This window comes from Streptomyces malaysiensis subsp. malaysiensis (assembly GCF_040653035.1).
Classification (GTDB): domain Bacteria; phylum Actinomycetota; class Actinomycetes; order Streptomycetales; family Streptomycetaceae; genus Streptomyces; species Streptomyces malaysiensis.
In genome coordinates, this window is sequence record NZ_JBEZNG010000094.1 from 1 (window position 1) to 1,110 (window position 1,110).

A 1,110-nucleotide genomic window follows, 5' to 3' on the forward strand; every position below is an offset into this window, starting at 1 on the left:
GGGTGCGGAGGAGGTCGAGCCGGAGCGGGCGTTCAAGGATCTGGGTTTCGATTCGCTGACCGCTGTCGAGCTGCGTAACCGTCTCAACCAGGCCAGCGGGCTGCGCCTGCCCGCGACCTTGGTCTTCGACCACCCCAGTCCCCTCGCCCTCACTCGTTATCTGTTGGTGGAGTTGACCGGTGCTGTGGAGGAGGGCGCTCCGGCAGGTGCGGTGGTGGTGTCGGCGGTGGAGGAGCCCATCGCCATTGTGGGTATGGCATGCAGGTATCCCGGCGGTGTCGCATCTTCGGACGACCTATGGCAGCTGGTGGTGTCCGATGGTGATGCGGTGTCGGGATTCCCGACGGATCGGGGATGGGACCTGGAATCGTCCGAGGTGAGATCCCATGCAGGTGTGGGGGGTTTCCTGTACGACGCCATGGACTTCGACGCCGAGTTCTTCGGGATTTCACCGCGTGAGGCGCTGGCGATGGATCCGCAGCAACAGCTGTTGCTGGAGGTGTCCTGGGAGGCGCTGGAACGCGCGGGTATACAGCCGAAGTCGTTGCGCGGAAGCCAAACCGGAGTGTTCGCCGGGCTGATGTACCAGGACTACGGCACGAGGTTACGAGAGGTTCCCGAGGGACTCGAAAACTACCTGGGCAACGGCAGCGCCGGCAGCGTGGCTTCCGGCCGGATCTCGTACCTGTTCGGACTGGAAGGCCCGGCGCTGACCGTCGATACGGCCTGCTCTTCGTCGCTGGTGGCACTCCATTTGGCGTGCCAGTCGCTGCGGCAGAGCGAATGCTCGCTGGCTCTCGCCGGCGGAGTGACGGTGATGGCCACTCCCAATACGTTCACCGATTTCGCCCGGCAAGGGGGACTGGCTGCCGACGGCCGTTGCAAGGCGTTCGCCGACGCGGCCGACGGGACAGGGCTCTCCGAGGGCGTGGGCATGGTGGTCCTGGAGAGGCTGTCGGATGCGCGGCGGAACGGCCATCGCGTGTGGGCGGTGGTGCGGGGTTCGGCGGTGAATCAGGATGGTGCGTCGAACGGGCTGACGGCCCCGAATGGTCCTTCGCAGCAGCGCGTCATCCGACAGGCACTGACCAACGCCCGTCTGACGGCCGA

At 65.9% G+C, this 1,110-nt stretch carries 1 protein-coding gene; it reads left to right on the forward strand.

Annotation, left to right across the window (positions count from 1 at the left end):
* A partial coding sequence (locus tag AB0E24_RS45930) for a beta-ketoacyl synthase N-terminal-like domain-containing protein (RefSeq protein WP_359386043.1) occupies positions 1-1,110 on the forward strand: 1,110 nt, incomplete at both ends.